This is a genomic window from Dactylosporangium fulvum, assembly GCF_025137375.1.
In the GTDB taxonomy this organism is placed as follows: Bacteria; Actinomycetota; Actinomycetes; order Mycobacteriales; family Micromonosporaceae; genus Dactylosporangium; species Dactylosporangium fulvum.
The window spans coordinates 9,123,990-9,148,892 of record NZ_CP073720.1; the positions used below are offsets into that span (position 1 = coordinate 9,123,990).

Genomic DNA, 24,903 nt, shown 5'->3' on the forward strand with positions numbered 1-24,903 from the left:
GCCAAGGTGCCGCGAGCTGCTTTCAGCCGACTTGGAGTCCACTAACGACGGACCAGGCGGGCACCGCGACCGCACCGCAGAGCAGGCCCGCCGCCGCGAACGACCACCAGCGCGGAGTGTCGCGCCGGCCGAGCAGAGCGGCCGTCACCGCGGCGGCCCCGACGACCTGGGCCAGCGCCTGCGCGAACCACCACCCGGTGACCGGCCCGGCCCGCAGCACCACAACCGCGCCCTGTCCGGCCAGCAGCGCGAGCGCGCAGCCCGCCGCCACCGCGGCGGCTCGGTCCCCGCCCCGGCGGATCGTGTGGCCCAGCCAGCCCAGCAGCGCGCCGCCGACCGCCGAGGCGGCGAGCCAGAACAGTGTGGCCCGGGCGACGTGGACAAGACCCGCGGCGGTGGCCGAACTGCCGTCCTCCAGGGTGGCGCCCTCCCACCGCGAGCCGTCGACGGCGATCAGGCCGTAGTAGACGACGGTGGCGATCGCCAGGACCGCGACCGCGGCGCCGATCGACCGGCCGCGCCGGTCGGCCGCGAACCCGGCGACGAGGGCGGCACAGCCCCAGGCGAAGCCGCTGCTCGACAGCAGCAGCCCGAGCGCGGACCACGGCGGGTCGAGGAAGTCGACGCCGAACGCCAGCCCGCCGAGCACCAGCGCCGCCCCGGCCACCCACCCCCACACGGATACGACTTTAGAAGGCATCGGGCGAAGACCTTCGGCGATTGGGAGCGGTCCGCACGTCGGCTGCACTGAGGGCATGGGGAAAATCTTCCGCAAGGCCGCACCGGTGTTCGGGCTGCTGTTCCTCGCCCCACTCGTCGGGGAGTACCTGCTGGGCAACGTCACCGTCCGGCTGCTGCCCTCGATCCCGTTCCTCGTCCCGATGTACGGCGGCGGGGCGCTGCTGATCCGCGAGATCGTCCGGCGCACCGGCCGGGGCTGGCCGACGATCCTGTTGCTCGCGGCCGCCTACGGTGTCATCGAGGCGGGGATCGTCGACCAGTCGCTGTTCAACCCCACCTTCGAGAGCCACGACTTCCAGGCGACGACATTCGTTCCGGCGCTGGGCATCAGCGTGGGCAGCAGCTTCGGGTTCATCGTCGGGCACGTGGTGTGGAGCATCGGCATCCCGATCGTCATCGTGGAGCACCTGACCCCCGCGCGGCGGCGCACCCCGTGGCTGGGCTGGACCGGCCTGGCGCTGACCGTCCTGCTGTACCTCTTCGGCTGCCGCATCATCTTCACCGACCTCCGGGACAGCGAGGGCTTCATGGCCTCGCCGGGCCAGTTCACCGGCGCCGCGGTCACGGCGGTGGTCCTCGTCGGCGCGGCGTTCCTGGTCCGGCGCCCGCGGCCCGCCACCGGCCCGGGCCGGGTGCCGCGGCCGTGGCTCACCGGCGTGCTCGCCTTCGTGGTGTCGTCGGTCTTCGTCGCCGGGCCGGAGACCTGGGTGGGCTTCGCGTTCGGCGTGGCGCTCGTGATCGCCGCGGCGGTCGTGATCAGTGCGGCGGCGCGCCGGGCGCACTGGACCGACCGGCACGTGACGGCGCTCGCCTGCGGGGCACTGTTCACGTACGGCTGGCTCGGTTTTGTGCTCACCTCGATGGTCGAGCCGGACGATCCGGTCCGCTGGCTCGGCAACCTCGGCTTCCTCGCCGGCGCCGCGGCCCTCGTGGTGTGGTGCGCGCTCAGCCGGCGAGCGCGGACCTCGCCTCCGCCAGCCACCGCGGAGCACCCCACCGCCGCGCCACCTCGGCCGCGAGCGTGAAGTGCCGGGCCGCCTCGTCGGGGCGGCCCTGCAGGCGGAACAGTTCGCCGAGCGTCAGCGCCACCGGCCGCATCACGATCGCGGTGCTCGAGAAGCCGGCGAGCTGTTCCCGCACCGGCAGCAGCGCGTCGACGGCGGCCTGCGCCAGGTCGGTGCGGCCCAGCGCGACGACGGCCAGGGCCCGCACCGTGTGGAAGGCCGACTCGAAGTAGTCCGGACGCACGGGGTGCACGCCGATCGGCACCGTCCGCGCCTCGTCGAGCAGGCCGCTCTCGGCCAGCGCCAGCGCCAGCGCGTCGTCGGCGATCGGGCCGAGGGCCTGCCGCACCGACCGGGTCGGCTCCAGGTGCTCGGCGAACCGGTGTCGGCTGATCAGCAGGCTCGCGGTGGCGAGGTAGCGGAACCCCTCGGCATGCAGCGAGCCCTGCCGCCGCATCTGGTCCAGCATCTCGTCGTAGCCGCGGTGCGCCGCCGCGAAGTCGCCGGCGATGTGCGCGAGGGCGGCCTGCGCGCCGAGGTTGATCGCCAGGGGCTCGTGGAGGTGGTACGAACTGGCGATCGTCCACTGCCGCGCCACGCTGGCCGCCATCTCGCCGGGCTCGTTCAGCGCGGCGGCACAGTTGCCGAGCACCTGCTCGGCCAGCCAGTGGTAGGCGACGAGGTGGTGCCGGTCGGCGAGGTCCCGCAGCTCCAGCCCCAGCTCGCGGCGCTGCGGCGCCTCCCGGTCGAAGCGCATGGTGCGCAGCCGGGAGGCCAGGCCGAGCGCGCGCAGCGCGGGATCGTCGAGCCCGCGGGAGATGGCCAGCGCCTCCAGCCCGGCCGCGGGCCCGCGCGGGTCGTCGTCGCCGTCGAGCTCGTTGACGAGCGACTCCAGCAGCCGGCACCGGTCCACCGGGTCCAGGTCGTCCTTGCGCAGCAGCCGGGTGATGAGGTCGACCATCCGATGGTCGACCACGCCGTACTGCCGGATCTGCCACGGTGTCGGGACCTTCCACGCGGTCAGGGCCGCCACCAGCAGCTCCTCGCGGCCGGACGCGACGGCGACGTCGACCGCGCGGGCCCTGGTGTCGCGGGCGGCGCCCACCGCACCGGCCCGGGCCTGGGCCCGCAGCAGCCGGCCGAGCAGGTCGACGCGCAGCGCGTCGCGGTCCCCGGGCACGGCGTCGGCGGCGCCGGCGGCGCCGGTCAGCAGCTCGATCGCGGCGTCGTAGGCGTAGCGCCGCTCGGCCAGCTCCGCGGCGCGGACGGCGTAGTCGACGGCGAGCGTGGCGGTGTCGGAGGACGCGGCCCGGGCGTAGTGATGGGCCAGCGCCGAGTAGTCGTCCGGGCGCAGCCGGCGGGTGCAGGCGGCGACCCGGGCGTGCATACGGCTGCGGCGCAGCTGCGACAGGTCGGTGTACATCGTGTCGCGCACCAGCCCGTGCACGAACCGCACGCGGCCCGGTGCCGGCTCGGTGAGCAGCCCGGCGATCAGTCCGGCCTCCAGCGCGTCGAGCACCGCGCCCTCGTCGGTGTCGGCGGCCTCGACCAGGGTCTCGACGTCGGCCTCCCGCCCGACCACGGCGGCGAGGCGCAGCACCGCGACCGCCGGCTGCGGCAGCCGGGACAGCCGCCGGCGCAGCACGTCACGGACCCCTTCGGGCACCTCCGACGTGGCCACCAGCGCACCCTCCGACGCGAGCAGCTGCGCCGACTCGCGGACGTAGAACGGATTGCCGCCGGTGCGCTCGGCCAGCGCGGCGACGGTGTCCCGGTCGACGGCCGTTCGGGCGAACGCGCCGACGAGCCGCTCGACGTCCGCCGCCTGCAGTCCATCGAGGTGTACGCGCTGTGGTGAACGCCGCGCCAGAGCGGCCATCGTCTCGGCGAGCCGCTCCCGGTTGTCGGCGGGCCGGAACGCCGCGACGAGCAGCACCGCCGCGTCGGTGAGCTCGGCGGCACCGGTGAGCAGGAGCAGCGTCTCGGCGTCGGCGGCGTGCAGGTCGTCGATGACCACGGCGACGGGGCGGCGGGCCGCCGCGGCGCGCAGCCACGCGACAACGGCGCGGTGGAGCCGGAACCGTCCAGCGGCGACGTCGGCCTCGGGCACGCCGTCGGCGTCGTCGAGCAGCGGGGCGAGGGCCGGGGCCAGGTCGCCGGGCGGCACCTCCGCGGCGAGCTGACGGAGGGCCTCGACCCAGGCCCAGGCGGGCGGGGCGCCCTCGACCTCGGGGCAGCGGCCGACGGCGACCAGCCAGCCGCGGTCGGTCAGCTCCTGCCGGTAACGGGCCAGGACGCTCGTCTTGCCGACGCCCGCCTCCCCGGTGAGCAGCACGATCCGCGGCCCTGCGGCGGCGGCCACGGTCGCGGTCTCGACGAGGGTGGCGAGCTCGGCCTGCCGTCCGACGAACAGCTCCTCGGGCTTCGGCGCCCGCTCCGTCTGCTCGATCTTCGGCGCCGCCTCCTTCCGTGCGGGCAGGAGGTCCACCTTCTGGCCGAGGATCGCCGCTTCCAGCTCCACCAGCGCCGGCCCCGGGTCCAGGCCCAGCTCCTCGGCGAGGATCGCGCGTGCCCGGCGCAACGCCGCCAGCGCGTCGGCCTGGCGGCCGGTGCTCCACAGCGCCAGTGCCAGCAGCCGCCAGCTCTCCTCGCGCAGGGGTGCCTGCCTGGTCAGTACCTCCGCCTCCGGCACCGCCTCGTCGGCACGTCCGGTCCGCAGATCCGTGTCGAGGAGCAGCTCCCGCGCGACGAGCCGCAGCTCCTCCAGCCGGGCCACCTCGGGCTGGGCCCAGGGCTCCTCGGCGAACTCGGCGTACGCGTTGCCGCGCCACAGCTCCAGCGCGCCGCGCAGCAGCAGGCGGGCTCGGCCCGGGTCGGTGTCGCTGACCGCGCGGGCGTCGGCGAGCAGCGCCTCGAACCGCCGGGCGTCGACGGCCTCTACGGGCAGCCGGAGTGCGTAGCCGGGCGGCGCGCTGACCAGCAGCCGGGCCGGTGCGCGGCGCTCGCGGCCGGGCTCGAGGAGGCGGCGCAGATTGGAGACATACGCCTGCAGGGAGGCGATCGCCCGGGGCGGCGCTTCCCCGCGCCACAGGTCGTCGATCATCCGGTCGACCGAGACGACCTCACCGCGGGCGGTCAGCAGCAGGGCGAGCACGGCTCGCTGGCGGGGGCCGCCGAGGTCGACCGCACCGCCGGTGTCGACGTCGACCGCGAAGGGGCCGAGCACCCGCATCAACATGGCGCGGGCCATGCTAACCCGTTCCAAGACCGCTCCAAGACAGTCCGGCGACGGTGTGCCGGTCATTTTTCGCGTTTTGAGGAGCTCCCCGATATGACCACCACCGTCGAACGCCCCTGGGTCCAGGAGATGATCGTCGTCCACCGTATCTTCCGCCGTGAGTCCCGCTGGCTGCCGGAACTGATCCGGGCGGTCCGCCCCGGCGATGTCGAGCGTGCCCGCGAGCTGGCCGGCATGCTGCGCGAATACGTCGGCGGCCTGCACCAGCACCACACCGCCGAGGACGAGCTGCTCTGGCCGAAGCTGCTGGCCAGGGTGGACCTGGACGCCGAGCTGGTGCTGCGGATGGAGCAGCAGCACGAGACGGTCTCGGCAGGCCTGGACCTGGTCGAGCGGCGCCTGGCCGGGTGGGAGCCGACCGCCGACGCCGGTGCGCGCGACGCGCTGGCCGAGGCGTTGACACGCCACCGCGAGGACCTCCTGGTCCACCTGGACGAGGAGGAGTCGAAGGTGCTACCGCTGGTGACGGAGCACATCACGGTGGCAGAGTGGCAGGCGCTGAGCGAGCACGCCAGGTCCAAGACCCCGAAGAACAGGCAGCTGTTCGTGCTGGGAGCCTTGCTGGAGGACGCGACCCCGGACGAGAAGGCCCGGTTCCTGAGCCACGTCCCGGCTCCGGCCCGCCTGCTGTGGCATCTGGTCGGCAAGCGCTCCTACGCCAAACAGATGCGCAAGCTCCGCACACACTGACCAGGTCCGGAACGGCCCAGGGGCCCTCTCAGTTGCAGGATTCCCGGCCGCGAAGCTCCGACTTGTCGGTATTTATCAGACAAGTCGGAGAGCGTGCCGGGCGAGATCGCGGAGCGGGGACCGGACCGGCACGAAGAGCTGACCCGGATCTTCGGCACCGCCGGAGCGACACCGCCACGGGGCCGACGAGGCCCGGGGTGCGGCCAGCGCGAAACGGCCTCAGTTGGAGGTGTAGCCGGGGACGTCCGTGGTGCCGTCGGTGGACTCGATCCGGTCGACCTCGCCGTCGAAGTTGTCGTCGTGGTAGATCAGGTCGATTTTGCCGTCGTGATTGTTGTCATACGCCACCCGGTCCACCAGGCCGTCGCCGTTGGTGTCCCACATCGCCACGTCCGTCAGGCCGTCGTGATTCTCGTCCGCCAGCAGGACGTCCACCGTGCCGTCGCCGTCGCTGTCGTAGCCGGCCGTCGTGAGGTCGCCCGCCAGCGGGTCGCCGGAGGAGACCGAGGGGTCGAGATCACCCGTGTCGGCGGTGCCGAAGCCGGCCGACACGCCCCCGACGCCGAAGACGGCGTCGGGGTCGGCCAGGTCGCTGGGGTCCAGGTCAAGATCATAACCGTCGGACTGCAGGCCGAAGTCACTCATGTCTGTCACCTTTCCAGCAGCGTCGAACCGATTGCCACCCGGTACGCGGCCGACCAGCCAGTAAGACGACCGTCTACGCCTTGGGCGCCGGCGTCGACGGGGTGTCCGATCGGGGGTCGGCGAGGGTGGCGCGGCGCATCCCGTACACGAAATAGAGCACCAGGCCGATCACCATCCAGATCAGGAACCGCGCCCAGGTCACCACGGGCAGGTTGAGCATCAGCCACAGGCTGGCCAGCACGCTCGCCAGCGGCAGCCACGGCACGCCCGGCACCCGGAACGCCCGGGGCAGGTCGGGCCGCGTCCGGCGCAGGACCACCACGCCGAGCGACACGACGACAAACGCGAACAGCGTGCCGATGCTCGTCAGCTCCGACAGCTCGGACAGCGGCACGAACCCGGCCAGCACGGCGACGATGACGCCGGTGATCGTGCTCATGACCCAGGGTGTGCCGAACCGCGGGTGGACCCTGGCGAGGACGGGCGGCAGCAGACCGTCGCGGGCCATCGCGAACGACACCCGCGACTGGCCGAGCAGGAGCACCAGGATGACCGACGTGATCCCGCAGACCGCGCCGAGTGAGATGAGGTCGGCGGCCCAGCCCTGGCCGATCACGTTGAACGCCTTCGCCAGCGGGGCGGCGGTGTCGAGGTCGGTGTACTTCACCATGCCGGTCACCACGAACGACGTGGCCATGTAGAGCACCGCGCAGATGATCAGCGAGCCGATGATGCCCCACGGCACGTCGCGCTGCGGCTTGCGGGTCTCCTCCGCCGTGGTGGCCACGACGTCGAAGCCGATGTAGGCGAAGAAGACGATCGACGCGGCGGCGACGACGCCGAACCAGCCGAAGTGCTGCGGGGTGACACCGGCGAGGATCTGCAGCAGCGGCGCGTCGGCGCCGGACTGCCGCTCGGCGGCCTCGGCCGGCGGAATGAACGGCTGGTAGTTGACGGCCTTGATGAAGAACAACCCGAAGCCGATGACAAACAGCACGACGGCCACCTTGACGACGACCAGCGCGCCGGTCACCCGGCCGGAGAGCTTCGCACCCAGGATGCCGACGACCGTCAGGGCCGCGACGACGAACATCGCGCCCCAGTCCGGGACCGCCTTGTCCCCGGCGAGCCAGGCCGGCAGGTTGAGCAGGTCCTGGAGGTACGCCGACCAGCCCCGCGACACCACCGCCGCACCGAGCGCCAGCTCGAGACAGAGGTCCCAGCCGATGATCCACGCGACGAACTGGCCGAGCGTGGCGTAGGAGAAGGTGTACGCCGAGCCGGCCACCGGCACGGTCGAGGCGAACTCCGCGTAGCACAGCGCGGCCAGCGCACAGACGACCCCGGCCAGCGCGAACGACAGCACGATCGCCGGCCCGGCGTTGCGGGCGGCCTGCTGGCCGGTGAGCACGAAGATGCCGGTACCGATGATCACACCGACGCCGAAAACGGTGAGGTCCAGCGCGGACAGGTTCTTGCTCAGCCGCCGGCCGGGCTCGTCCGTGTCACGCATGGACTGCTCGATCGACTTGGTCCGGAAGAGCGAGGACATACCGACGACATGCCCGGGGTGGCGCGCGCTTACACGTCGGCCACCTCAGCTAGTACGATAAAACCTATCTCTTAAATATGATTTTGAGACTGGTTGAGGTGGACGATGGGGCGCACAGAGGCCACGGTCGTGGTGGGCGGCGGGTGTAGCGGCGCGCTGGCCGCGATCCACCTGGGTGAGGATCCGGCGCAGCGCGTCATCGTCGTCGATCCGGCGTCGCGCGAGGCCCTGGGGCGGGGTGCCGCCTACCGGACCGACGATCCGGCACACCTGCTGAACTCGCGCGCCGCGGCCATGAGTGCGCTGGCCGACGCACCTGACGACTTTGTGCACTGGTGCCGCGAGCAGGGCCTTCCGGTCGGGCCGGCGGACTTCGCGCCGCGCCGGTCGTTCGGCGACTACCTGCACGATCGCCTGAACCGGGTGGCGTTCACCCACGTCCGGGGCGTCGCCGTGCGGATCACGCCGGGCGGGGCCGTCGTGCTGCGCGGCGGGTCGGCGATCGCCGCCGACCGGGTGGTGCTGGCCCTCGGCCACGGCGCTCCGGCCGGGCCGCTCGCGATCACCTCCGCGGTGCGGACCCACCCCTACTATGTGGGAAACCCGTGGAGCCCGGGCGCGCTCGACCGCGTGCCGGGTGACGTCCCGGTCCTGCTGATCGGCACCGGGCTCACCGCGCTCGACGTCGCGCTGACGCTCAGCGGCCGCGGCCGGCGCGCCCCGCTGCTCGCCGTCTCCCGCCGCGGGCTGCTCCCCCAGCCGCACCTCACCCGGCAGCCGGCCGCCACCGGCGGCTTCACCTACGACGGCACCGACGCGAGCGGGCTGCTGCGGGCCGTGCGGGTGTACGCGGCGACGCAGCCGGACTGGCGCGCCGCCGTGGACGCCATCCGGCCGCAGATCGACCGGCTGTGGTGGCAGTTGTCCGTCGACGCGCGGCAGCGGTTCCTGCGGCACTTGGCGGCATACTGGGAGGTGCACCGCCACCGCATGGCGCCCGAGGTGGCGGGCCGGGTCGGGGCGCTGCTGTCCAGCGGCGCGCTGCAGACCCGGGCGGCGGCGATCCAGACGATCCGCCGCGGTGAGCGCGGGTTCGTCGTCACGCTCCGCGGCCGCGGCACGCTCGAGAGCCGGCAGGTGGGCGCGATCGTCAACTGCACCGGCCCCGGCGGCGCCACCACCTCGACGCTCGGCCGGGCACTGCTCGACGACGGCCTGGCCCGCCGCGACGCCACGGGCATCGGCCTCGACGTCGACGGCCTCGGCCGGCTGATCGACCGCTCCGGCGAGCCGGTCGAGCACCTGTTCGCGGTCGGGCCGACCCGGCGCGGCGCCTGGTGGGAGACGACCGCGGTGCCGGAGATCCGGGCGCAGGCGGCGGCGCTACGCAGGCACGCGCTTGAGCGTCATCACGTGCTCGACCAGCGCGATCAGCACGTCCTTGACTGAACGGCGGTCACGGGCGTCGCACAGCACGACCGGCACATCCGTGTCGAGGTCCAGCGCCTTCGCGATCGCGTCCGCGCTGTGCTTCTGGACGCCGTCGAAGCAGTTCACCGCGACGAGGAAGGGCGTCTTGCGCCGCTCGAAGTAGTCGACCGACGGGAAGCAGTCGGTCAACCGGCGGGTGTCCGCCAGCACGACCGCACCGAGCGCGCCCAGCGCCAGCTCGTCCCACAGGAACCAGAAGCGGTCCTGGCCCGGGGTGCCGAAGAGGTACAGCACGATGTCGTCGTTGATGCTGATCCGGCCGAAATCCATGGCGACCGTCGTGGTCCGCTTGCTCTCCACGCCGTTGACGTCGTCGATGTCGCGCCCGACGTTGGTGAGCACCTCCTCCGTCTGGAGGGGACGGATCTCGCTCACCGCGCTGACCAGCGTGGTCTTGCCGACGCCGAACCCGCCCGCGACGAGGATCTTCACCGCGAGGGGGATCGGGCCGTCAGAGCGCTCGGAGACCATTGACAACCGCCTTGAGGATGCGATCGTCGGGCCGCAGCGGCCCGACGGATTGTTCGTACTCCGGTTCGTGCATCTCGATGAGCCCCTGCTGGAGCAGATCGCCCAGCAGGACGCGCACAACGCCGAGCGCGAGATCGAGATGGGAGGCGAGCTCGGCGACCGAGACCGGCTCGCGGGCGCGGGCAAGGATCGCCCGCTGCTCGGGCACCAGGTGCACCTCGCCGACCCCGTCGGCCCGGCTCACCACGAAGGCGACGAGGTCGAAGGCGCCGACCGCCGGCCTGGCCCGGCCGCCCGTCACCGCATACGGACGCACCACCGGGCCGGCCTCGGAGTCCAGCCAGTCGTGGTCACCCGACATCGGTGGGGGCGCCCGTTCGCGACGGTGCGGTGAGGTACTGCCCGACCCTCGTCACCAGCATCGCCATCTCGTAGGCGATGACCCCGATGTCGGAGTCGGCGGCGCTGAGTACCGCCAGACACGCACCCTGCCCGGCGGCGGTGACGAACAGGAACGCATCGTCCATCTCCACGATCGTCTGGCGTACCGATCCGCCGTTGAACTGCCGTCCGGCGCTGCGGGCCAGGCTCTGGAATCCGGAGGCCACGGCCGCGAGGTGTTCGGCGTCGTCGCGGCCGAGGCCGTTGGACGCGCCCATGAGTAGCCCGTCGGCGGAGAGCACGACGGCGTGCTGGGCCGACTCCACCCGCTCGACGAGGTCGTCGAGGAGCCAGTCGAGCTTGCCGGTACGGCTCGTCGAGTGCGTCACCTATGCGTCCCTTTCCGGAGTGGATTGATCGTCGGCCTGCGCGGCGTCACGACGCCCGCGCGTGAAACCGGCCTGCAGCGACGACATCATCGCCCGTGTCTGCTCGGGCGATCGGCCGCCGACGCCCGTGGTCGCGAACTGTGCGGCCGGGACGCCGTCGATGGTGAGCTCGTCGTCGGAGCGCTCGCGCAACTGCGGTGCGAGGTTCGCCTGCCGCCGCCGCCTGGGCAGCCCGTCGGCCGTGAGGTCGAGCTCCCCCGGCCGCGGTGGTGGCGGCAACGGTACCTCCTGTACCTCCACCGCCTGCGGCCTTATCGTCAGCTGCGGCGGCGGGCCCACGTCCTCGATCGTCGGCCGCACCACGTCGGCGGCGGCCAGCTCGAGCACGGCCTCGACGGCGGCCGTCTGCTGCTCGGCCGCGGTCGGGGCGGTCAGCTCCGGCGGCGCACCGGCGATGAGGTGCGGCGGGATGAGCACGACCGCCGTCACACCGCCGTAGGCCGACGACCGCAGCGTCACCCGCACGCCATGCCGGGCGGCGAGCAGCGCCACGACGAACAACCCCAGCCGGGCGCTGTTGGCCGGGTCGAAGTCCGGCGGGTGCAGCAGCCGCTGGTTGGCCTCCTCGATCGCCTCCGGCGCCATGCCCAGGCCGCGGTCCTCGATCTCGATCGCGTAGCCGTTGGGGACCAGCTGACCGCTGATCTGCACCCGGGTGTGCGGCGGCGAATAGGAGGTGGCGTTCTCGATGATCTCGGCGAGCAGGTGGATGACGTCGGCGACGGCGCGGCCGACCAGCGACGCCTCCGGCAGCGCCAGGAACCCGACCCGCGCGTAGTCCTCGACCTCGGAGACCGCGCCGCGGACCACGTCGACCATCGGCACCGGGTTGCGCCAGCCGCGGCCGGGCGCCGCGCCGGCCAGGATGACCAGGTCTTCCGCGTGGCGGCGCATGCGGGTGGCGAGGTGGTCGACGCGGAAGAGGTCTTCCAGCTCCTCCGGGTCGGTGGTGCGCCGCTCCATGCGGTCGAGCAGCGCGAGCTGCCGGTGCAGCAGCGTCTGGCTGCGCCGGGCGATGTTGAGGAAGACCTCGTTGAGGCCGCGCCGCAGCTGGGCCTCGTGCGCGGCGGACTCCACGGCGGTGCGCTGGACGGCGCTGAAGGCGTTGCCCACCTTGCCGATCTCGTCCGTGCCGTACTCCAGGGGCGGCGCCGCGGCGACCACGTCGAGCTCCTCGCCGTGGCGCAGCCGGCCGACCAGCTCGGGCAGCCGCACGTCGGCGAGGCCCTGCGCGTCCTGGCGCAGCTTGGTCAGGCGCCGGATGAGCGAGCGGCCGATGCGCACCGACAGGACGATCGACACCGCGACCGCGAGCAGGCCGAGCACCGCGGCGGCGGCCAGCCGCAGCATGATGCCGACGGCGACCGGCTCGGCCTCGGTGATGATCTGCTCGCCGAACTCCAGGTCGAAGGCGCGCAGTTGCTCGGCGAGCTTGTCGTAGGCATCACGCCAGACGGCGATGTCGATCGGCAGCGGCGCGTTGGCCCTCGCTTCGGCGAAGATCCGGTCCTCGAGATCCTGAACGCGCTTGTAGGCGTCGCCGGCGACGATGTTGTCCCAGATCTTGCGGCCGGCCGCCGGCAGGTCCTCGGCGGCTCCGGCGTAGGCGCTGCGCTTGGCGCCGATCATCGCGATCAGATCGGCGCTCTCCGCCTTGATGAACTTGCCCGCCGCGGCCGCGCCGTTGATCAGCGCGTCCTCACGGGCGAACAGCTCCCGGGCATGGCTGGTCGCGATATTCGCCGTCGCGTAGCGGGTCAGCTCGGCGTGGTTGATGCCGGGCAGCGCGCTGTACCACCGGTACATCGCGTCGATCGGCGCCGCGTACAGGTCCATGGCGCGGGTCCGGTCGACCTGCCCGAGCGTGATGCCGGACCGTCCGCTGGTAAGCGCGTCGAACGCGGTCAGCACCTCGCGCAGCCGGCCGCGGGCGCGCTCGGACAGGGAGTCCTGCAGGTCGTCCCTCTCGGCCCGGGTGCGGAAGTCGGCGATCACCTGGTCCGTCTTCTTGCGCTGCTCGGTCACGGCCGTGGTCGCCGGCTGGCCCTCGACGCGCCCGGTAGCGATGTAGACCAGCGAAAGCTTGCGCTCACGCTGCAGCTCGACGATGACCGACTCGGACGGCCTGCCGGTCAGTTCGTAGTACGTCTGGCTCTTGAAAAGCTCTAACGCGGCACCGGCGGTGAGGCTCGTCGCGAAGATCCACATCACCACGAGCGAGGCGAGCGGCGGTAACAGCAAGGTGATGATCTTCGCGCGGATCGACCACGTGCGGATTCTCCACGAGCGGCTCTTCATGCGGTCCTCGATGGGGTCGCTTGACAGGAGGGGGTATCGCTGCGGTTTTTGCACTATCGGTGATGCTTTGTGCTGCGGGAACACGGTATTCGTCGCACTGGGGGCAATATCTCCGGGGCATGATACGGACAGCCGGGCCGCGAAGCCATCAACGAGGTGCTCGGCGTCCCAATCCGGGCTCCTCCGCGATCTCCCCCGCGGCCCGGTGTGCGGGCCACTTGATCTGGGCAGGGCGCCCGCCATGCGTGGTGGACGGTGGATGTTCGCGATCGGCGCCTGGACGATGTGCACGGCGGCCCTGAGCGTGCTGGGGATCAGCAAGGCCGCGGATTTCCGGTCGGGGCTGATGTCGTCCACGGTCCGCGAACCCGCGCAGGTGGCCGCCAGCGCCTCGCCGTCCGTGTCCCCGTCGCGCGCGCCGCGGGTGCTGACCACGCCGGGCGGCAGCGTGGTGGCCCGCTGTGACTCCGGGCTGGTATGGGTCGACTGGTTGAGCCCGGCGACCGGGTTCCGCGTGGAGGACGCCACCCACGGCCCGGCACCCGAGTCCCGGGTGACGTTCAAGGCCGACAGCAAGCTGGTGCGCGTGGTCGTGCGCTGCGCCGCGGACGGACCGCACGCCGAGGTGACGCCGGGCTGAGGCCGGGCACCTACAGGTAGAGGCCGACCTTCGGCGGGTCGTCCTGGACGGCCACCCGGCCGCCGCCGTCGCGCAACTCGTACAACTCGGCCAGCGTCGCGCCGTCCGGGCCGATGCCCGCCGCGGTGCCGAGCCAGGCCGCGGCTTCGTCGAACGGCAGCGGCGCCACGTGCAGCTGGGCCAGGCACCGGCCGGGGCGGACCACCGCCGGGTGCAGCCGGGCCAGGTCCTCGTTGGTGGTGATCGCGACCAGCACGTCGCGGCCCTGACCGAGCAGCCCGTCGGTCAGGTTGAGCAGGCGGGACAGCGCCTGCCCGCTCTCCTGCTTGGCCTCGCCGCGGATCAGCTCGTCACAGTCCTCCAGCAGCAACAGCCGCCACCGGCGCGGGCCGTCGTCGTCGCTGTCGACGCCGAGCGCGGTGTCCATGAGGTACGCCGGGTCACGGAACAGTCGCTCCGGGTCGAGCACGCAGTCGACCTGGCACCAGCCGTGCCACTCCCGCGCGATCGTGCGCAGCAGTGTGGTCTTGCCGGTGCCGGGCGGCCCGTGCAGCAGCAGGAGCCGGCCGCCGACCCGGTCCGCGGTCGTCGCGATCAGCCGGTCGAGGGCCTCGGCGGTCTTGGCGGCGTAGTTGCCCCGGATCTCGGCCCACGGCTGGGCGGTGATCTGGCGCGACCTGCGGCGCGGGCCGTGCTGGCCGGAGTGCCAGAACCCGATCTCGACCGACTCGCCGGACTGCGGCGGCGGCTCCTCGGCCCCGGCGACGGCGGACTCCAGGATGCGCTCGGCCAGCTCGGGGTCGACGGCGGTGACCGTCACCGAGCCGTTGCGGCTGTGGTGCCAGCGGGTCGCGCGCAGTGTCCAGCCGTCGCCGGCCGCGAGCGTGGCGCGGTCCTGGTCGTCGACGGCCTCGCGGAGCACGGTCGAGCCGGCCGGCAGCAGTGTCGCGTCCTTGCGCAGGTTGGTCAGGCGCTTCGTGCGGGCGTGCGGCTGCTGGCCGCTGACGAAGGCCGACAGCGCCAGGACGTCGAGCACGTCGAGGACGCTGTCGCCGTCGTCGACCCAGGAGGCGACGGGGAGGGCGGTGGTCGGATCGACGTGACTCATACCCTCCAGGATCAGGCGGGTTCTCCTTCCAGTACACCAATTTTCCCGGTGGTCTCGGAAGTTCTCACCAGCAACGGCGGGCACACGGCGGTGCCCGTGCCGCGGATCGCCATCGAGGCGCAGCGCTGCGCGACACCGGCCGACTCGGCGATGTCCGCGCCGGCCAGGCGGGCGAGCACGAACCCGGCCGCGTACGCCCCGCCGGCACCCGCCGCGTGACTGCGCCGGGCCGGTGCCGCCGAGGTGTGCGCGGTCGCGCCGTTTTGCGTCATCACGACCGAGCCCTCGGCGTCGAGCGTCACCGCGACGATCGCCGCTCCGGTGTGCCGCAGCAGCAGCCCGCGGGCCGCGCCGATCGCGCCGATGCGGTCCTCGTCCACGGCGACCGGGGCCGCCTCGCCGAGGACGCGGCACGCCTCGGCGTAGCTCGGCGTCACCAGGTCGGGGCCGATCGGCGCCCACGGTGCGAGGTTGTGCGCGTCGACGGTGAGCAGCGGCAGGCCGAGCCGGCGCGCGGCGAGCACGGCGCGGACCGCCGGACCGAGGGTGCCGATGCCGTGGTCGCAGACGACCACCGCGTCCGGCCGCTCGCCGAGGGCCTCGTCGAGGCGGCGCACGACCGACTCGGCGGCCGGCGGCGGCAGCGGCCCGGTGTCGCCGTCGTCGAAGCGGACGAGCACGTGTTCCTCGGCGACCACGCGGCGCTTGGTGACGGTGCGGCGGCCCACGGCGGTGACCAGCCGGTCGGCGACGCCACTGTCCCAGACGCAGGTGCGCAGCCGGGCACCGTCGTCGTCGTCGCCGACGGCGCCCACGAGCGTCGTACGGGCACCGAGCGCGGCGAAGTTGGCGGCGGTGTTGGCGGCGCCACCACACACCTCCCGGGTGACGTCGAGCGCGACCACGGGGATCGGCGCCTCGCGGCTCAGGCGGGTCGGTGTGCCGGCGAGCCAGCCGTCGAGCAGGGCGTCGCCGACGACGAGCACGGAAGCGTCACGCCAGGCCGCGGCGAGTTCGGAGAAATTACTTGGGGACCTCACCGCACGCGCGTACCCGGCCCCGCGCGAATCATGCCCTGCGACAATTGGCTGATCGAACACGTAGACGTGGCGATCATCGGCGGTGGGATGGCCGGCCTCTCCCTCGCCGCGGAACTCGCCGAACTGGACGGCCGGTTGGTGGAGCGCTCAGGCGGCACCCGGCCGCCGTTGCACGTCCTGGTGCTCGAGCGGGAGAACCAGTTCGGCTACCACACCACCGGCCGGTCGGCCGCCGCGCTGCTGGAGAGCTACGGCACCCGGGAGGTCCGTGCCCTGACCCGCGCGTCGCGCACGATCCTCGACGCACTGGGTGCCGAGTCCGGCCGGCCGTTGCTGCGGACCCGGCCGCTCGTCTGGGTCGCGCGCGAGGACCAGCTCGACGCCCTCAACACCCTGCTGACCGCCAACCCGGCGCTGCGGGCCGCCGACCGGGACGGCGCCCGGACGCTCTGCCCGGCCCTGCGCACGGCCGCCGTCGCCCGCGCCGCCGTGGAGCGCACCGCGCAGGACGTGGACATCGAGGCACTGCAGCAGCTGTACCGCACCCGGGCCGCCACGGCCGGCGTCACCTTGCGCACCGCGATCGGCCTCGAGTCCGGCGAGCGGGGCGCCGACGGCTGGCGGCTCACCACCGACCGCGGCGACCTGCACGCCGGCCTGGTCGTCAACGCGGCCGGCGCCTGGGCCGACGCGGTCGCCGGCCGGCTCGGCGTGCCACCCGCCGGCCTGACCCCGCTGCGGCGGACGGTCGCGATCGTCAACGCCGCCGGCGTGCCGCCGGCCTGGCCATTCGTGCTGGACGTCGGCGACCGCTTCTACTTCCGCCCTACGAGCGGCGGCCTGCTGGTGTCTCCCGCCGACGAGACCCCGTCACCGCCGGCCGACGCGGTGGCGTCGCCCGACGCGGTGGCGCTGGCGGTGGAGCGCGTCCGCGAGGTGACGACGCTCGACCTCGGCCCGGTGCGCACCAGCTGGGCCGGGCTGCGCACGTTCACGGCGGACCGCAACCCGGTGGTAGGGCCGGACCCGAAGCAGGAGGGCTTCTTCTGGTTCGCCGGCCAGGGCGGTACGGGCATCCAGACCGCGCCGGCCCTGGCCCGCCTGGCAGCGTCGATCCTGCTCGGCGAGCCGTACGAGGTGCCCGGCCTCCGCAAGTCCGCCCTCGCCCCGCGCTGACCTCTCCGCGGCTTTAGCCAGGTTTTGCCCCTTTTCGCAGGTAGCATCAACGCTACGTGCTTGCGGGTTGGGGGTGACATGCCGCAACTCGATACCGATGTGCTGGCGCAGCCCGAACGACTCGCCTCCCTGCGCCGCGCCCGAGCGCTGCTCACAGCCTCGAAGGCGCCCGTCGACGGCCTGGTCCGCCTCGCCGCGCGATCCGTGGTGGCCCCGGTCGGGCTGCTCACGCTGGTCGACGCCGAGTGCCTGCACATCGTCGGCAGGCACGGCCTGCCATCGGACCTCGACCTGGTCACGGCAGAGCCGGCGACCAGCTCGTTCTGCCAGTACGTGGTCAGTGAGGACGCCCCGCTCGTGGTCCGCGACACCCGGGCCGATCCGGTGCTGCGCGACCTGGCCGTCATCCGCGACCGGGGCATCACCGCGTACCTCGGTCAGCCCGTGCACGACCGGTCCGGCCGCACGCTCGGGGCGGTCTGCGTCACCGACTCCGTGCCCAGGCACTGGACCGCCGACGACGTCACCGCCATCGCCGAATGCGCGTCCCTGTTGGAGGTCATGCTGGCCGCCGAGACGACACACGAGGACATGGCCCTGGCCGCGGCCGAGACGGACGCGGTACTGGAGACCGCGCTCGAAGCCTTTGTCGGCATCCAGCTGAGCGGCGAGATCACGCGGTGGAACCGCGCCGCCGAGCACACCTTCGGCTGGTCGGCCGAGGAGGCGATCGGCAAGCGCGTCGACGAGATGATCATTCCCGAGCGCTTCCGCGCCGCCCACCGCGCCGGACTGGCCCGCATGGCCCGGGGCGGGGTGCCGAAACTCGTCGGCCAGCGGCTCCAGCTGTACGCGATCAACCGGGCCGGGGACGAGTTCCCGGTCGAGATCACCCTCAACGTGATCGACGGACCGCTCGGCCGGCACGCGCACGCGTTCATCTACGACATCAGCGAGCGGGTCACCGCCGAACGGCAGCTCGCCCGGGACCGGCACTTCCTCGGCGCACTGCTCGACAACCTCGACGCCGGCGTCGTCGCCTGCGACGAGCGCGGCCGGCTGATCCTGTTCAACCGCGCGATGCGCGAGATCACCGGCACCGACGCGGATCAGTCGACGAATCCCGCGTGGGCGGAGCGGTACCGTCCCATCCTCCCCGACGGCACGCCGATCGGCCCCGACGACCTGCCGCTGTCCAGAGCGTTCCAGGGCGAGCACGTCCGCGACGCCGAGTTGATCATCCACCTGCCCGACCGGCCGCGCCGCGCGTTCACCGCCAACGCGCAGCCGATCCGCGACAGCGACGGCAACCGGCTCGGCGCCGTCGCCGCGCTGCATGACGTCACCGACCGCCGGCGGGCGCAGCGGCTCATCGAGTGCGAGCTGGCGGTGTCGCGGATCCTGGAACACGCGGCCACGATCGAGGAGGCCGGGCCGCACCTGCTCGAAGCGGTCGCCAAGACGCTGCAGTGGCCGCACGGCGAGCTGTGGCTGGTCGACAAGGTCGGCAACGTGCTGCGCAACGCCTCGATGTGGACCGAGCCCGGCTACGAGATCCCGGAGCCCGGACCGCTCGCCCCCGGCACCGGGGTCTCCGGCGTCGCCTGGCAGACCGGCCAGTCCGCGTGGATTCCGGACATCTCGGTCGTCGGGAGCCGGCTCAACACGCCGGCGCTGGCCGAGCACGGGCTGCGGGTCGGCCTGGCCGTGCCGATCCGCGACGGCTCCGGTGTCACCGGCACGATCAGCTTCTTCGGCGACGCGGCCGAGGAGCCCGAGCAGTCGCTGATCGCGTTGCTGTCCGGCATCGCCGCGCACATCGGGCAGTTCCTCGAGCGCCGCCGCGCCGAGGACCTGGCCAAACAGCTGGCCCGGGCGAAGGACGAGTTCATCGCGCTGGTCGGCCACGAGCTGCGGACCCCGCTGACCTCGATCTCGTCGTACACCGAACTGCTCCTGCACGACCACGACGACGAGTCGACCCGGACCCAGTTCCTCGCGGTCATCGCCCGCAACGCCGAAAACCTCCGCGCGATCATCGACGACCTGCTCGACCTCGCCGGGCTCGAGAGCGGCTACGTGACCATGGTCGAGCGGCCGGTGGACTTCGCCGCCGTGGTCCGCGAGGTGGCCGGGGCCAACGCACAGGCGGCCCACGAGAAGGATCTTGATGTGTCGGTACGGCTACCGGACCGTCCCGCCCCGGTCGCCGGCGACCTGCCGCGCCTGCGCAAGGTGGTCGACCACCTGGTCACCAATGCGGTGAAGTTCACACCGGCCGGCGGGCGGGTCGAGATCGAGCTGGACAGTGATGTGGCCGGAGTCACGCTGCGGGTCACGGACACCGGGGTCGGCATCCCGGCCGAGGAGCGTTCGCGGCTGTTCGAGCGCTTCTTCCGCGGCTCCAACATCCGCAACCAGGGTGTTCCGGGCACCGGTCTGGGCCTTGCCATCAGTCGTACGGTCGTCGAGCGGCACGGCGGGACGATCACGGTGACCGATCACGGTGACAAGCCGGGGACGACGTTTGTCGTACGACTGCCGGCCTACTGTCCCTGAGCTGCACTCCGCCGGTTCTGAGGCAGACTGGGTGACATGCATGGACGGCGGTGGACCCTGATCGGAGTCGTGGTGAGCACACTGGTGCTCGCCGCGTGCGGTGACTCTGGCAACAGCACATGGAAGGGCGGCTCCTCCGGGCCGTCGGCCACCGCCGGGAAGGTGCACATCTCCTCCCCGGCCGACGGCGCGGAGAACGTGTCGACGGCCACCGAAATCGCCTACTCCGCGTCCGGGACGGCGACCGTCACGCTGAAGGACTCGACAGGCGCCACCGTGGAGGGCGCTCCGGCACCGGCCATTTCGACCGGCGCTTCGCCCTCACCCTCGGCCGACGGCGCGTCGTGGCTGCCCGCCAAGCAGTTGAAGTACGGTACGGAGTACACGGCCACGGTGACCGCCGACGGCGCGACGACCTCGGTGAAGTTCACCACCATGGCGAAGCCCGCCAACCTGGCCCGGGTCTCCAGCCAGGTCGGCGACAACATGGTCGTCGGCGTCGGCATGCCGATGATCCTGTCGTTCGGCGTGGAGATCCCGAAGGACAAGCGGGCCGAGGTACAGAAGCGGCTCTTCATGTCCTCCGACCCTCCGCAGGAGGGCGTCTGGAACTGGTTCAGCGCCAAGGAGGTCCACTACCGCCCGAAGGAGTACTGGCAGGCGGGGACAAAACTCTCCCTGCGGGCCGCGCTGGGTGGCGTGTCGTTCGGCGGCAAGTGGTACGGCGAGAAGGACCTCACCGTCGACGCCACGGTGGGCAAGAAGCTCATCATGGAGGTCGACAACAAGACCAAGCAGATGACGGTCACCGAGGACGGCGTCCTGCTCAAGACGATGCCGGTGAGCCTCGGCAAGCCGAGCAGCCCCTCCGACAGCGGCAACTTCATCGTCATGGTCAAGAACGAGATGGAGTGGTTCGATTCGTCGACGTACGGCGTGCCGGTCGACTCCCCGGACGGCTACCGCACGAAGGTCCAGTTCCCGCAGCGGATCACGTGGAGCGGCCAGTACATCCACGCGGCCCCCTGGTCGGTGAAGGACCAAGGCAAGCGGAACGTCTCCCACGGGTGCGTGAACATCTCGTTGGAGCTGGCACAGTGGCTCTACAGCGTGACCCACATCGGCGACCCGGTCATCGTGAAGAACACCGAGTCGCGCGTGAAGTACGGCGACGGCTGGACCGACTGGGAACTCCCCTGGGACCAGTACGTCAAGGGCAGCGCCCTCCCCGTCTGACGCTCTTCACCTTCAGCCCGCGCTCCCCGCTCCAGGGTGGTGCGGGCTGAAGCGTGTTCGCCCCGTCCTCCTTCGCCCCACGCTCCCTCCCGCTCCAGTTCCCTCCAGGCCACGACTCCCTCTCAGTCCGCCCCCTCCCCGGCCGACTCCTCCCCGGCTCGAATCCCTCCCCGCCTGGCTCCCGCTCTTGGCCACGGCTCCCTCCCGCTCCAGCTCCCTCCAGGCCACGACTCCTCCTCGCCCGACTCCCTCCCCGCCCGGCCTCCTCTCGGTCCGGCCCCTCCCGGCCACGGCTTCCTTCCCCGGTCCGGCTCTACTCCCTCGCGGTGGCAATGTTCTTGGGCGCATACTCTTCCCCGGCACGAAGCGGCAGCGGCACTCTCTTCCTCCGGGCCGTTTTGGCTGGCCGGGTGGGACCTGGTAGCCTGATTCATCGCGCACGGTGACGCGTCGCTGCTCCTTGCGCCAAGGAAACCAAACCCGAGCTATAAGACGAGGCTGTCGCGTGGCGAACATCAAGTCCCAGATCAAGCGCAACCGGCAGAACGAGAAGCGCCGCCTGCGCAACAAGTCGGTCAAGTCGTCGCTGAAGACGGCCATCCGCAAGTTCCACGAGGCGACCGCCGCCGGTGACACCGACTCGGCCACCGCGCTGCTTCGTGACGCTTCCCGCAAGCTGGACAAGGCCGCCAGCAAGGGCGTGATCCACAAGAACCAGGCTGCCAACCGCAAGTCGGCCATCACGAAGAAGCTGCACACGCTGACCACCGCCGCCTGATCAGCAGCTTCTCCTCGAAAAGCGCCGCCCGGCCGGGCGGCGCTTTCGTGTTTCCCGATCACGCACAGCCCGAGTTGGCCCCCATGCACCTCGACAGGCGGCTCCCCCGGCCGCAAGCAACGCCGACCACAGGCAGCACCCACCGTTTCATGATCACGGAACTTTCAGGGGGTCAGAACCCCGCAAAAGCTCCGCGATGTGTGAAGGATTTTGTCAAGCGGCGCCGGGCCGCGCACCCAGCCGCACCCTCGCGATGCCGGACCGCGGAGCCGGGCTGCGGAGCCGGGCCGCGCACCCAGCCGTGCCCTCGCGGAGCCGGGCTGCGGCGTCCGCGGCCCGTCGTGCGGGGCGGCCGTGCTCCGCGCCTGACCCGACCCGGGCTGCTTGATCATCGGAAACATCTGGCTGTCCAGGCAACCCGAAGTTTCCCTTGATCTACGAACCGCAGCCGCACCACCCGGCCGCACTCAACCACCGCGCCCATGATCGCGAGATGTTCGCGATCATGGGCGCGGCGGCCGGGGCTGGCCACAGTCGCGGACGGCGTCCGCGGCAGCTGCGTCGACGGGGCGGCCTTGGTCGAATGCTGTGGCCCGGGACGAGCTGCCGGCCTGCTTCATGACCACAGAGACTTGGTGTTGCTGGAACAGCACCGAGTTTCCGTGATCTGTGAAAAACGGCTCGCGCCCACCTCGCACCCGTCCGGCCGAGCGACTCGCTGCCACACCAGCAAGACGCCCCGCGACAGCGGGCGCACAACCAGCTACGCACTCGGCAGGCACCGGTCTTGTGCGCGCCCTGCCGGCGCTGGTCCGTGCGCACTCCGCCGGCACCGGCCTTTGCGCGCCTTGCCCGCGCCGGCAGGTGTCAGGCGAAGCGGCCCTGGTTGATGCCGCCCGTGCGCTGGCGGGCCAGGTCGTCGTCCGTGCGCCACTGGCGTTCGGCGTGGCGGCCGGGGGTGAAGTGGCCGGACGAGAAGTTGTCCGTCGTGTCGTCGGCGCGGCGACGGCCGACGGACTGCTGCTTCGCGTGCCGCCCGCCACCACTGGCCGCCTCGCGGTTGTACGCCCGCTCGCCCTCGCCGTCACCGCCGTCGCGGAACTGGCCATCACGGAACTGACCGTCGCCGAACTGGCCGCCGCCGAACTGGCCCTGACCGTACCGATCGTCGCGGGACTGGCCGCCGCCGTAGTGCTGGCCGCTGTGGTACCCGTGCTGGCCCACCTGCTCCGACCGGTACGCCTCGCCGCGGGCCACGTGCTCACGAGCCACCTGCTCAGGGTCGGTCTGCGCGTACATCGAGCCGTATGAGCCCTCCGCCGAAGCGTACGCACCCTGCGACGTGTCCCACCCGCTCTGGCTGCCCCAGCCCGAGTGCTGCCCCCACGCGGCCTGGTTCGTCCAGCCGGTGTCGTCGTCCCAGTCGAGCGAGCTGCGTTCGTACCGCAAGTTGTCATCGTCGGCGTGCGCCGCCTGCGCTCGCCAGGTGGACTGGTCGCCCCAAGCCTCACGGTCGCCCCAGGCCGTCTCGTCGCCCCAGTTCGCCGGGGTGCCGCCGGCCGCCGGAGCGCTCCACGCCGCCTGGTCGCCCCACGCGCCGGTCTCCTCGCCCCACGCCGCCTGGTTGCCGGTCGCGGCCTGGTTGCCCCACGCCACCTCGGCGGTCCGGTCGTCGTGGTCGTCCGCCGCGTGCTGCGCGGGAACCTCGGCGTGCTGCGCGGCAACGTCCTCGGCAGGAGCCTCGTAGGGAGCCTCGTACGGCGGCTCGGCGCCCGGCGAGATGCCGTAGTCGGGCGTGGACTGCGAGCCGGAGCCGGAAGCCTCGGCCGTGCGGGCACCGCCGTCACGGGCCGGCACCGTGATCCGGATGACGCCGACCTTCTTGCGCTGCGCCGGCGGCTCGGCGGCCACCGGCGGGCGGGTGGCGGTCCGGGTCGCCGTGCCGGTGTCCGTGCCGCCGGACGAGCCGACCCGGGTGGCGACGGAGCCGCGCGACGCGCGGGCGATCTCGGCCCGATCGAGCGCGGTCGCGGTACGCCGTGGTGCCGACGCGCCCTCGCCGGTCCGGTCAGCCGAATCCACCCGAGCGGATGACACCCGATCGGATGAATCCCGCGCGGCGGAACGCGTCTGCGTGCGGGCCCGACGCGAACTGCCGATCACCATGTCGTTGACCTTCACCATGACGGCGACGATCGCCGGCAGCACGGGCACGGCCCACCAGCTGACGAACTCGGCAAGCGCGAGCAGGACCCCCGCCGCGATCATGCATTCGAAGAGCAGGAAGCTCACGAAACCGCCGATGTGCAGGTGGCGTAGCCGCAGTACACGCACGTAGAGCGGTGCCTGCGAGGCGAACCCGTTGCTGGTCGTCATCGTCCTATTCCTCCACCGCGCGCTGCGACCACTGCGAACACAGCCCGCTCGAGCGCATAGCCGCGGTCGTCCGATCCACCTTTCACGGCGGCGTTGCACTCTGCCGCCGCTCGCATGGCATCAACGAGTGCCTCGGCCGTCCAGCCACGGGCTTGGCGCTGCGCGCGCTCCACCTTCCATGGAGGCATTCCCAAACTTCCGGCGAGTTGATATGCGCTCCCCTTGCCCGCGGCGGCAACCCGGGCGACGGTGCGGACCCCGTCGGCGATGGCGTCCGCGATCGGCACCGGGTCGACGCCGACGTGCAGCGCCCAGCGCAGCGCCTCCAGCGCACCGGCAACGTCGCCGACCATGACGGCGTCGGCGACGGTGAAGCCGGACACCTCGACGCGGCCCTTGTAATACCGCGCGACGGTCGCGGCGTCGATCCGCCCGCCCGTGTCGGCGACCAGCTGCGAACACGCCGCGACCAGCTCACGGAGGTCGTTGCCGACGGCGGCCAGCAGCGCCTCGGCGGCGTCCTCGCCGATCTTGCTGCCCTGCCGGCGGATCTCGTTGCGCACGAAATCGACCCGCTCGCGGTGCTTGCTGATCTTCATGGCGGTCACCACGTCGGCGCCGGCGGACTTGAGCCCGTCGGCGAGCGCCTTGCCCTTGGCGCCGCCCGCGTGCGTGACGACGAGGATCACGTCGTCCTCGGGATCGGCCGCATACGCGACGAGCGCCGCCGACACGTCCTTCTTCACGTCCTGCCCGTCGTTGACGACCAGGACCCGCCGGCCGCCGAACAGCGACGGGCTGAGCATCTCCGCCAACTCACCGGCGACCAGCTCACCGCCGGGACGCTGCCGCACCTCCGTGTCGGGATCCTCGGCACGGGCGGCGTTGACGGTGTCGGTGACGGCGCGCGAGACGAGCAGCTCTTCGTCGCCGGTCACCAGGCGGATGCGAGGAAGGTTGGACACGGGAC

At 72.3% G+C, this 24,903-nt stretch carries 20 protein-coding genes; 8 read left to right on the forward strand and 12 right to left on the reverse strand.

Annotated features, from left to right (window positions below):
- Positions 1-22 precede the first annotated feature (22 nt).
- Entirely contained in the window at positions 23-679 is a 657-nt protein-coding gene (locus tag Dfulv_RS41960) for a hypothetical protein (RefSeq protein WP_259859383.1), read from the reverse strand.
- A 76-nt stretch (positions 680-755) separates the two neighbouring features.
- Here Dfulv_RS41960 and Dfulv_RS41965 point away from each other — a divergent pair, with 76 nt between their 5' ends.
- Entirely contained in the window at positions 756-1,766 is a 1,011-nt protein-coding gene (locus Dfulv_RS41965) for a hypothetical protein (RefSeq protein ID WP_259859384.1), read from the forward strand.
- On the opposite strand, the gene Dfulv_RS41970 is transcribed toward Dfulv_RS41965, so the two are convergent.
- Positions 1,687-5,010, reverse strand: coding sequence for a BTAD domain-containing putative transcriptional regulator (locus Dfulv_RS41970; RefSeq protein ID WP_259859385.1), 3,324 nt, complete (start codon positions 5,008-5,010; stop codon positions 1,687-1,689). The genes Dfulv_RS41965 and Dfulv_RS41970 overlap by 80 nt on opposite strands.
- Positions 5,011-5,076: 66 nt before the next feature.
- Between Dfulv_RS41970 and Dfulv_RS41975 the strand changes: the two genes are divergently transcribed.
- On the forward strand, positions 5,077-5,733 hold the full coding sequence (locus tag Dfulv_RS41975; RefSeq protein ID WP_259859386.1) for a hemerythrin domain-containing protein: 657 nt from the start codon (positions 5,077-5,079) through the stop codon (positions 5,731-5,733).
- 219 nt (positions 5,734-5,952) lie between these two features.
- On the opposite strand, the gene Dfulv_RS41980 is transcribed toward Dfulv_RS41975, so the two are convergent.
- Both Dfulv_RS41980 and Dfulv_RS41985 read right to left on the reverse strand, forming a co-directional pair.
- Positions 5,953-6,378 carry a hypothetical protein gene (locus tag Dfulv_RS41980; RefSeq protein WP_259859387.1) on the reverse strand — a complete coding sequence of 142 codons (426 nt, stop codon included), beginning with the start codon at positions 6,376-6,378 and terminating at the stop codon, positions 5,953-5,955.
- A gap of 73 nt (positions 6,379-6,451) precedes the next feature.
- Complete coding sequence (locus Dfulv_RS41985; RefSeq protein ID WP_259859388.1) at positions 6,452-7,891, reverse strand: amino acid permease; 1,440 nt, start codon at positions 7,889-7,891, stop codon at positions 6,452-6,454.
- Positions 7,892-8,035: 144 nt separating this feature from the next.
- Here Dfulv_RS41985 and Dfulv_RS41990 point away from each other — a divergent pair, with 144 nt between their 5' ends.
- A complete protein-coding gene (locus Dfulv_RS41990; protein ID WP_259859389.1) occupies positions 8,036-9,379 on the forward strand; it encodes an FAD/NAD(P)-binding protein in 1,344 nt (447 codons plus the stop codon).
- On the opposite strand, the gene Dfulv_RS41995 is transcribed toward Dfulv_RS41990, so the two are convergent.
- From Dfulv_RS41995 to Dfulv_RS42010, 4 genes are read right to left on the reverse strand one after another with little or no spacing between them, the layout of a single operon-like run.
- Entirely contained in the window at positions 9,314-9,892 is a 579-nt protein-coding gene (locus tag Dfulv_RS41995; RefSeq protein WP_259859390.1) for a GTP-binding protein, read from the reverse strand. The two genes, Dfulv_RS41990 and Dfulv_RS41995, sit on opposite strands and share 66 nt — an antisense overlap.
- Complete coding sequence (locus Dfulv_RS42000; RefSeq protein ID WP_259859391.1) at positions 9,873-10,253, reverse strand: DUF742 domain-containing protein; 381 nt, start codon at positions 10,251-10,253, stop codon at positions 9,873-9,875. The genes Dfulv_RS41995 and Dfulv_RS42000 overlap by 20 nt, the downstream gene beginning before the upstream one ends.
- Positions 10,243-10,662 carry a roadblock/LC7 domain-containing protein gene (locus Dfulv_RS42005; protein WP_259859392.1) on the reverse strand — a complete coding sequence of 140 codons (420 nt, stop codon included), beginning with the start codon at positions 10,660-10,662 and terminating at the stop codon, positions 10,243-10,245. The genes Dfulv_RS42000 and Dfulv_RS42005 overlap by 11 nt, the downstream gene beginning before the upstream one ends.
- Entirely contained in the window at positions 10,663-13,020 is a 2,358-nt protein-coding gene (locus Dfulv_RS42010; RefSeq protein WP_259859393.1) for a sensor histidine kinase, read from the reverse strand. It abuts the gene before it with no gap.
- A 259-nt stretch (positions 13,021-13,279) separates the two neighbouring features.
- Between Dfulv_RS42010 and Dfulv_RS42015 the strand changes: the two genes are divergently transcribed.
- Positions 13,280-13,660, forward strand: coding sequence for a hypothetical protein (locus Dfulv_RS42015; RefSeq protein WP_259859394.1), 381 nt, complete (start codon positions 13,280-13,282; stop codon positions 13,658-13,660).
- 10 nt (positions 13,661-13,670) lie between these two features.
- Here Dfulv_RS42015 and Dfulv_RS42020 read toward each other — a convergent pair whose 3' ends face one another.
- Entirely contained in the window at positions 13,671-14,768 is a 1,098-nt protein-coding gene (locus Dfulv_RS42020; protein WP_259859395.1) for a DUF5925 domain-containing protein, read from the reverse strand.
- Between the two features lie 11 nt (positions 14,769-14,779).
- The gene (locus Dfulv_RS42025; RefSeq protein WP_259859396.1) at positions 14,780-15,808 is read right to left on the reverse strand and encodes a bifunctional heptose 7-phosphate kinase/heptose 1-phosphate adenyltransferase; all 1,029 of its coding nucleotides are present in this window, start codon (positions 15,806-15,808) and stop codon (positions 14,780-14,782) included.
- Between the two features lie 66 nt (positions 15,809-15,874).
- On the opposite strand from Dfulv_RS42025, the gene Dfulv_RS42030 reads away from it, so the two are divergent.
- The 4 genes from Dfulv_RS42030 to rpsT all read left to right on the forward strand — a co-directional run bounded on the left by Dfulv_RS42030 (position 15,875) and on the right by rpsT (position 21,557).
- A complete protein-coding gene (locus Dfulv_RS42030; protein WP_259859397.1) occupies positions 15,875-16,984 on the forward strand; it encodes an NAD(P)/FAD-dependent oxidoreductase in 1,110 nt (369 codons plus the stop codon).
- Between the two features lie 78 nt (positions 16,985-17,062).
- A complete protein-coding gene (locus Dfulv_RS42035; protein ID WP_259859398.1) occupies positions 17,063-19,543 on the forward strand; it encodes an ATP-binding protein in 2,481 nt (826 codons plus the stop codon).
- A gap of 36 nt (positions 19,544-19,579) precedes the next feature.
- Positions 19,580-20,779 carry a L,D-transpeptidase gene (locus Dfulv_RS42040; RefSeq protein WP_259859399.1) on the forward strand — a complete coding sequence of 400 codons (1,200 nt, stop codon included), beginning with the start codon at positions 19,580-19,582 and terminating at the stop codon, positions 20,777-20,779.
- A gap of 505 nt (positions 20,780-21,284) precedes the next feature.
- Positions 21,285-21,557, forward strand: coding sequence for a 30S ribosomal protein S20 (gene rpsT, locus Dfulv_RS42045; protein ID WP_259859400.1), 273 nt, complete (start codon positions 21,285-21,287; stop codon positions 21,555-21,557).
- 867 nt (positions 21,558-22,424) lie between these two features.
- Here rpsT and Dfulv_RS49000 read toward each other — a convergent pair.
- Together Dfulv_RS49000 and holA are read right to left on the reverse strand one after the other, a co-directional pair.
- Positions 22,425-23,933 carry a hypothetical protein gene (locus tag Dfulv_RS49000; RefSeq protein ID WP_406567875.1) on the reverse strand — a complete coding sequence of 503 codons (1,509 nt, stop codon included), beginning with the start codon at positions 23,931-23,933 and terminating at the stop codon, positions 22,425-22,427.
- Positions 23,930-24,898 carry a DNA polymerase III subunit delta gene (gene holA, locus Dfulv_RS42055; protein WP_406567876.1) on the reverse strand — a complete coding sequence of 323 codons (969 nt, stop codon included), beginning with the start codon at positions 24,896-24,898 and terminating at the stop codon, positions 23,930-23,932. Before holA ends, Dfulv_RS49000 begins: the two co-directional genes overlap by 4 nt.
- Between the last annotated feature and the right edge of the window lie 5 nt (positions 24,899-24,903).